Raw genomic sequence first — 7,071 nt, forward strand, 5'->3', positions numbered from 1 at the left:
ACCGACAGCCACACCCTGACGCAAAAGTCAAAGCTAAATCACAGGGCCGCGGGGCATCGCTTACGAATTAACGGCAGTTATCCCGTAATAAGTAGACTCAACTGATTTAACTATTTGAAATAGCTAAGCTTCCTTCGAAGACCGAGTCTACTATTTAAGCGGACCAGTCTACAGATTACGGGAAATTGCCAGTTGGCAAAAAGTCGCCGCATCAGACAGTTAGGTGAGCGGCGAGTCTACAAATTAAAGGAATTCGACAAAGGCTCAGGCTGCAACCCAATCGCGCCACATCATCGCGCAGATCAGACATGCCCCGACCAATGGTACTGTAGATAACGACGACCGACAGGGGCCATACACATGGTTTCAATATCCAAGGGAAACCCCAACCGAGTGGGTGTTCCATCGTTCGGTTCAACTATAGTGCGCCGCTGCAAACGCCGGAGAACGCGATACGCCCCGCTGGCGGTCAATTCACGCGCGATCGCTTCAAGATGTTTTGTCGCGCTCATATCCTCAGCCACGGATTAATTCCAGCAATTCGTCCTCGTTCAGGCGCGCCGTTGTTTCCCCCTCTTCCAGCAGATCGTTTGCAAGGTCACGCTTGTCGCGATGTAGCATAAGAATTTTCTCCTCGATGCTGTCCTGCATGATCAGCCGGTAGACGGTCACAGGCCGGTCCTGACCAATGCGGTGCGCCCGGTCCGAGGCCTGATCCTCAACCGCGGGGTTCCACCACGGGTCCAGATGCAGAACATAATCCGCAGCGGTCAAGTTCAGCCCGGTGCCGCCCGCGCGCAGGCTGATCAGGAATAGGGACGCTCCACCGGCCTGGAATGCGGCAACCCGGCGCTCACGCTCCGCCGATGGCGTGCTGCCGTCGAGATATTCGTATGCAATGCCGTGCGCATCAAGTGCGGTGCGCAGCAACGCCAGATGCCCGACGAACTGACTAAAGACCAGGGCGTGGTGCCGGTTGCGCAGCAATTCATCGACCAATTCCAGAATGGCTTCTAGCTTGGCGCTCGGCACGCCGACACCGGGGTCGATCAGTGCCGGGTTGCAGCAGGCGCGGCGCAGCCGGGTGATTTCAGCAAGAATATGGATCTTACGCTTGCCCTTTTCCGGCTCCAGCGCCTCGATTTTCTCCAGCGCGCGTTGGCGCAAAGCCTCATAGAACACACGCTCCCCCTCGCTCATCTCGACGGTGATCGTCTGCTCCGTGCGCGGGGGTAATTCACTCAATACGGCTGCCTTGGTCCGGCGCAACAGAAATGGCCGGATCAGCGTGCGCAGGGTCTGGCGCGCGTTGGCATCGCGGTCGCGCTCAATGGGCAAGGCAAAACGCTTCTGGAACGCCTCGCGGCTGCCCAACAGGCCGGGGTTGAGAACATTGAACAGGCTCCAAAGTTCTTCAAGATAATTCTCGATCGGTGTGCCGGTCAGCGCCAGGCGAAAGCCAGCCCGGATTTCAACACTGGCCCGCGCCCGCTTGGTCTGTGCGTTCTTAATCGCCTGCGCCTCGTCGAGCACCAGCATCGACCAGTCCCGGCTTGCCAGCAGATCGCTCTCCTGGTGCAGCAACCCGTAACTGCAGATTAGCACGTCGCGCTTGCCAAGGCCGGCCACCAGAGCGACGCGATCGGTTGCTGTGGCAAAGCGCAGCGGATTCAGCGTCGGTGCAAAACGTACAATCTCAGAAATCCAGTTCGGGCATACGGACGTCGGCGCGACCACCAGAATTGGCCCCTCCGCCGTGCGCTCCAGCATAACGGCGATCGCCTGCACCGTCTTGCCGAGGCCCATATCATCGGCCAGACAAGCGCCCGCCCCCCAGCGCGCCAGGCGCGAGAGCCAGACAAACCCCTCGAGCTGGTAGTCGCGCAATTCAGCCTGCAAATTGGCCGGCACCTGCGGGGTCCAGCCCGCGGCTTTTTGGATGCGCGCGACATGCTGTTTCCAGGCGGTGTCAACGGTCACATCCGCATTCCCGGCGAGCGCATTGTCCAGCGCGGGCGCAGCGAATTTATGCACGCGCCGCCCGCCTTTATGCGCTTCCGACACGCCAGCCAGCTGTGCCAGCTGTGCTCGCATCTGATGGGTCAAGGCGATGAACTGGCCATCACCCAAGGCAACGAAGCGGCCCGGTGTACGTTCCAACCGATCCAGCAGGAACTGCATCTCCAATACCTGACCCTCGTCGATCGTCACGTCGCCGGTGACGTTGAACCAGTCGCGATCCTTCTCTACCCGCAGCCGGAGCCCCTTGGCCCCCACCCCGCTTACCCGCATCGCCCGGCCTTCCGGCCATTCGGTTGAAATCGGGCCAGCATAGGCCTGCAATTCCAACAGCAATTCGAGGCTGCCCTCCAGATCATCGACCATGATCTCATGTATGTCCGTCCCCGCCCGATCGCGCAGCGTCGGGCACCCGGCGATCAGCGCCGCCCGCTCGCTCACCTCGCGCGCCAGATCACGGCTGGCCCGAACCTGCTGTTCGTCAATCACCGCCAGCACCGAACGCCCACCCAACCCGGCGATATAAGCCGGTCCCTTATCCCCAAATGGCCGCACGACGAGATTAAGCCTTACCCCCGTCTCATGCGGCGTGATCTGGATCACCGGCCTGGTCTCGCCTTGCAAAGACGCGCAGACAACCTCGCTAATCTCGGCGCGGATCGGCAATGTCGGATTGTCGCGCTGGACCATCGCGATGACCTGATCGCGGGCTGCACTGGGAACGACCAACCCACCCGGTCCGAGAATTTCATTGGCGGTCAGCATGCGCGTGGGAAACTCAACCACACGATAGCGCGTCGGTGTTTCCGGCTCGATGAAGATCGTGGCCTCGCTCGCGGTGTGCGACAGGGCGATCCGGTAGCCATCGCCCGCGGCGGTTATCACCAGTTCCAGCGGATAGCTGACCAGCTCAATTCGCCGGGCCCGCTGCCGGGCTTCGAAAACGACCGGATGGCCGACCAAAGCAAGGACCGTCCGCTTGGCATCGAACTCATAATTAACCGCCCCATACCACCCGCCGGCATCCTTGCGCATGGTGCGCAGTGCGGCGATATCCGCATCCGTCAGGTAATCGAGTTTTTGGTCGCGCTCATACAGGCGTTTCAGCGCCACGGGACGGCCATCGGTCCAGCCATCCTGACCTCTGGGAGTTTGTTCGACCACATCGATCTGCCAGCGCGCAAAATCGACGAACCAGGCCAGCCGCCGCGCCTGGCGTTGGCCCGGGCCCGGCAGTTTTTTTTGTGCACTCCCGCCCAGAAACGCATCCAGGCTCTCCAAGGCGCGCGCCCACGGCGCACGGAATTGCACCAACCGCGTGAAACGCAAAATTACGCCACTGCCGACGGAATCGAGATAGGCCTGATAGGGCGTTGCATCCGGCGTCACCTCGGTCAAAAGTTCGGCGAATATTCTTGCCAATAGCGGCACCGACGATTGCAATTGCGTAAAACGCGCGAGGCTGTCATCGCGAAATTTGCCGGCTCGCTCCCGATCCACGAACCATTCCGCCAGCGCGATGCATGCGGCCGAGGTCGGTTCGGTCGGCATGGCCGCCCGTAAACCTCTGATCAGGACGGATGCCTTGGCTTCGAGCCCCTGCACCAGCCATAACAGCGCCTGTAGCGCCGCATAGCCGGCGCCATAATGCGACGGCGTGGCGGCGGCGGCGTCAAGCCCGGACTGAATATCGCCATGGTATGCCCCGTCATTGGTTGCGAGCATGGCCATGATGAAAAATGGACCATGCACGCCGTCCAGGAACACCTTCCGTTTGCCAACTGCCTTACGCCGCAATTTTAGAGCCGTTCTGAAGTGCTCGATGGCTACGCCATGATCACCCTGCAAAAAAGCCAGCGTCCCTGCCATCGCGGCCCGCACCACCGGCGGCATGTCCTGAATCTCTGACAGCCCGCGCTGGACATCATCCAACCGTGCTTGGCGCAGATCATAAGACATCAACACCAGCTGGACGGGCGCAAACTCCGGACGATCCGCCAAACTCCGGTAATGCAAGAGCAGCGTCGGCAGCGCAGGATCTGGGACGGCGCCAAGCGCGGCGGCGGCAAGCTTTGCTTCGAACAGCGCAAGCTGGATCACCGGATGCCGGCTCGTCACCCAATCGAGTGAGAATGTCGCGTCCTGAAATGCGACCGGCAAAAAATCCGCCGTCAAATAGGGCGTGTTGATTTGATCGAACAGGTCACAATAGGTGCGGAACGCAACTTCGTCATTCACATAGATTGCCACGCGCAGCAGCCGCTGCGCCAAGTCGAAATTGAATGACGCGCTATAACCGTATGACGATGACCGCACTGGCAATGTAAACGCCCGCTGCACGGCCTCGGCCATCAGCTGCCCCTGCGCTGAGGCCACTGCGTCAATCGTCACCGGGTGCAGGAGCAATGGCGCGCAGGCAAGGTCCCCGGTGAGCAGTTTGGCTTGTTGTAGCTCGTCGAGAACCGGATTAATGGTACCATTCGACCAGGCTTTGCCGCTCGGCATGCGCAACCCGGATCGGATCAGGCAATCCTGAAAAACCGATTTGTTGGTTGGCAAGAAAACAAGGCTTTTCAGCCGGAGGATCTGCTTTGCACCGGCAGACAGCCTCCCATATCTCTCCCAAAGTTCAGCGGCGGCGGGAGCGTGGACATCATCTTTCATGGCAGGGCAGAGACTACATTTCAGGAATGGCGAAAGCCAGCCCATTTGCCTTGTCGATCGATAACAATGGGGGCGTGCTGGTCGAAGCCGGCGATGGCTGGACATTTCGTACCGCCCCGGACCTCCTCATCGGTCTGCGGACCGCTCTGCCCGAACCCGGCAGCCTGCCCCGTGCGGCTATGGAAGTCCTGGTCATCATCGCCCGCAATGGACCAGCATTCGGCTGTTCCGACATGATTGGTTCGCCTGGTGCAGTCCCCTCAACCTCAGAGTCTGCCCTTATACATCCGCGAATGCTTGCCGGGCGTTGTCCACGATTTTGATGTGAACATCCCGGGCCGAACGAGCAAGATCAGCCGGATCGAGGCGCAAGTAGCGCGCGAGAAGCCGCAGATAAACCCCCATGAACGCGGCGCCATGACCGTCGGACCAACCCTCGGCAGTTGTCGTCATGGCGTGGGCGACTTCATGGAGCAGACACCATGAGGGCAGCCGATCCGGCAAACGGATGCAAAGTCAGGTTGCGGTTGCTACCGTCGCCTTGGCTTGTTTCGGCAAAGATTCGACCTTTGGCGGATACAAAAGTTCCATCTCAGACCAGATCGCATTCACCATCCCCTGGGCTGCCGGAAAAGAGACAAAACTCGGGTCAAGTGTGGCAATGACGCGGTTTTCCCAAGCGTAGACTCGGCTGCGCTGCCGGACCACAATCGCTTTATGCTCAAGCTCTACCTTGGTCAGTAAGACGCCCTGGACCAGTCGATCATCGAGATCGATCAGGAGGTGGCGGCGGCTATCGAACGCATGGATGGGGAAGTGGAGGCGGGTAACGGCACCTTTCGATCCCTGATCAATCTCTTGTGCACCATGCCCGGCGTCAGCGCCTTGTCCGCACCACCATCTTGGCGGAGACTGGCAAGGACATGAGCTGCTTCCCCAGCGCCGGACACTTCTTGGCATGGGCTGGCCTCTGCCCTAGCCAAAACGAGAGCGTCGGCAAGCGGAAGTCCTCGCGGCTGAGAAAGGGCGCGCCTTGGCTCATGACGGCCATGGTCCAGGCTGGGTGGTCGGCGGTCAAAAAGAAGGATAGCTATTATCGCGCCCAATTCCAACGATTGAAAGCCCGGGACGGTGCCAAGAAGGCGATCTGCGCCGTCGCCGCGTCCATGCTCAGCGCCATCCACCACATGCTGAAAAAAGAAGTCGCACACGCCGATCTCGGCGCAGATCATTTCGATCGGCGGTCAACCGACTTCGAAGCCAAACGCCTCGTCAAACAGCTCACCAAGCTCGGCTTTGAGGTCACCCTCCAACCCATCGAAAAAAGCCGTGTAAAATCAATGGTCGGATCATAAGTCTCTTGTTAGCTGCAACTTTGACGACTCTTGTCGCATTCGTGGCGGCAGGCGGGAGCAGCGCGATCGGGCGTTGCCGGGTCTTACGATATCAGGCTCAACGCCGTCGCCACCGGCAGATAAAGCGTGCGCGGACGCCGCACCAAGGGCGTAAAGCCGAAGGCCGCATAGAAGGCCGCCGCCTGGTCGTCGATCGCGTCGGCGAAGATGGCGTGGGCGCCGATCGGCGCTGTGGCCACGGTCTTGATGGCGTCAAACAGCAAGGCTTCTCCGAGCCCTTGCCCGGCGTAGTCGCGGTGTCGGCCAAGCCAGCCGATCAGCACCGCCGGGACGGTCGGGTAGCGTGGCAGCCTCGTTGCCAGCGGCTCGGGCACATCCGTCAACGGCACATTGCTGGATGACAGCGTGTAGAAGCCTGCCACCCGGTCCGTCGCGATCTCCCTGGCGACGAAACAGGTGGCGTACTTGCGCTTCACGTCCTGCGAGACCGTTTCGCGGAAGTAGCCGTCGATCCGGTCGTTGCCGCAGGTGAAATCCGCCCGCTGGTGCGCCTTCGCCAGCGGCTCGATGACAAAGCGGGCGCTCACCGGCGCTCGATCAGCTCGGCATGGCGCTTCGCCGCGCGCGCCAGCCGCGCGTTCGGCTGGGGCGGATTGATCAGCGCCTCGGCGAAGCGGATTTGGTCCTCGCGCGCGAGGCGCATGATGTCGGCGTCCTCGACGACGCGGCGGGCGTCCTCGCCAGCGGTGGCGATGAGATAACCGGTCAAGGTCATGCCGCGCAGACGGGCAGCGCGCTGCATCTGGTCGTAGACCTGGACTGGGACGCGCGCTTCCAATCGCGCGGTCTCGGCTTCGATGTGGGGCTTGGGCATAGGAGGCTCCTTCGGCCCCATCATATACGGCATATTGCCGTATCATTCAAGGCCGATCACAGCCCCAGCCCGATCTGTCGCTTGCGGCTAAAAGTAAGCGGTGCTCGACGGCCCTTCTTCCCGGAAGATATGGAATATGATTCCCCGTTTTGAGGCAAG

At 60.7% G+C, this 7,071-nt stretch carries 6 protein-coding genes; 1 reads left to right on the forward strand and 5 read right to left on the reverse strand.

Annotation, left to right across the window (positions count from 1 at the left end):
- Window positions 1–516: 516 nt before the first annotated feature.
- From QQJ84_RS14675 to QQJ84_RS14685, 3 genes are all read right to left on the reverse strand, one after another.
- The gene (locus tag QQJ84_RS14675; protein WP_284259054.1) at window positions 517–4,524 is read right to left on the reverse strand and encodes a DEAD/DEAH box helicase; all 4,008 of its coding nucleotides are present in this window, start codon (window positions 4,522–4,524) and stop codon (window positions 517–519) included.
- 438 nt (window positions 4,525–4,962) lie between these two features.
- Window positions 4,963–5,136 (reverse strand): hypothetical protein, encoded by a 174-nt coding sequence (locus QQJ84_RS14680; RefSeq protein WP_284259055.1) that lies wholly within the window; start codon window positions 5,134–5,136, stop codon window positions 4,963–4,965.
- A 63-nt stretch (window positions 5,137–5,199) separates the two neighbouring features.
- Window positions 5,200–5,643 carry a hypothetical protein gene (locus QQJ84_RS14685; RefSeq protein ID WP_284259059.1) on the reverse strand — a complete coding sequence of 148 codons (444 nt, stop codon included), beginning with the start codon at window positions 5,641–5,643 and terminating at the stop codon, window positions 5,200–5,202.
- Between QQJ84_RS14685 and QQJ84_RS14690 the strand changes: the two genes are divergently transcribed.
- Window positions 5,607–6,038 (forward strand): transposase, encoded by a 432-nt coding sequence (locus QQJ84_RS14690; RefSeq protein WP_284259056.1) that lies wholly within the window; start codon window positions 5,607–5,609, stop codon window positions 6,036–6,038. The genes QQJ84_RS14685 and QQJ84_RS14690 overlap by 37 nt on opposite strands.
- A gap of 83 nt (window positions 6,039–6,121) precedes the next feature.
- Here QQJ84_RS14690 and QQJ84_RS14695 read toward each other — a convergent pair whose 3' ends face one another.
- Both QQJ84_RS14695 and QQJ84_RS14700 read right to left on the reverse strand, forming a co-directional pair.
- Window positions 6,122–6,625, reverse strand: coding sequence for a GNAT family N-acetyltransferase (locus QQJ84_RS14695; protein WP_284259057.1), 504 nt, complete (start codon window positions 6,623–6,625; stop codon window positions 6,122–6,124).
- The gene (locus QQJ84_RS14700; protein WP_284259058.1) at window positions 6,622–6,912 is read right to left on the reverse strand and encodes a type II toxin-antitoxin system TacA family antitoxin; all 291 of its coding nucleotides are present in this window, start codon (window positions 6,910–6,912) and stop codon (window positions 6,622–6,624) included. The genes QQJ84_RS14695 and QQJ84_RS14700 overlap by 4 nt, the downstream gene beginning before the upstream one ends.
- Window positions 6,913–7,071: the final 159 nt, after the last annotated feature.

This window comes from Acidocella aquatica, assembly GCF_030160635.1.
Taxonomy (GTDB): domain Bacteria; phylum Pseudomonadota; class Alphaproteobacteria; order Acetobacterales; family Acetobacteraceae; genus Acidocella; species Acidocella aquatica.

Bases quoted from the DNA above. Each gene is read 5' to 3' on its own strand.
- QQJ84_RS14675 (WP_284259054.1), bottom strand. From the start codon at position 4,524: ATGCCGAGCGGCAAAGCCTGGTCGAATGGTACCATTAATCCGGTTCTC.
- QQJ84_RS14680 (WP_284259055.1), bottom strand. From the start codon at position 5,136: ATGACGACAACTGCCGAGGGTTGGTCCGACGGTCATGGCGCCGCGTTC.
- QQJ84_RS14690 (WP_284259056.1), top strand. From the start codon at position 5,607: ATGAGCTGCTTCCCCAGCGCCGGACACTTCTTGGCATGGGCTGGCCTC.
- QQJ84_RS14685 (WP_284259059.1), bottom strand. From the start codon at position 5,643: ATGCCAAGAAGTGTCCGGCGCTGGGGAAGCAGCTCATGTCCTTGCCAG.
- QQJ84_RS14700 (WP_284259058.1), bottom strand. From the start codon at position 6,912: ATGCCCAAGCCCCACATCGAAGCCGAGACCGCGCGATTGGAAGCGCGC.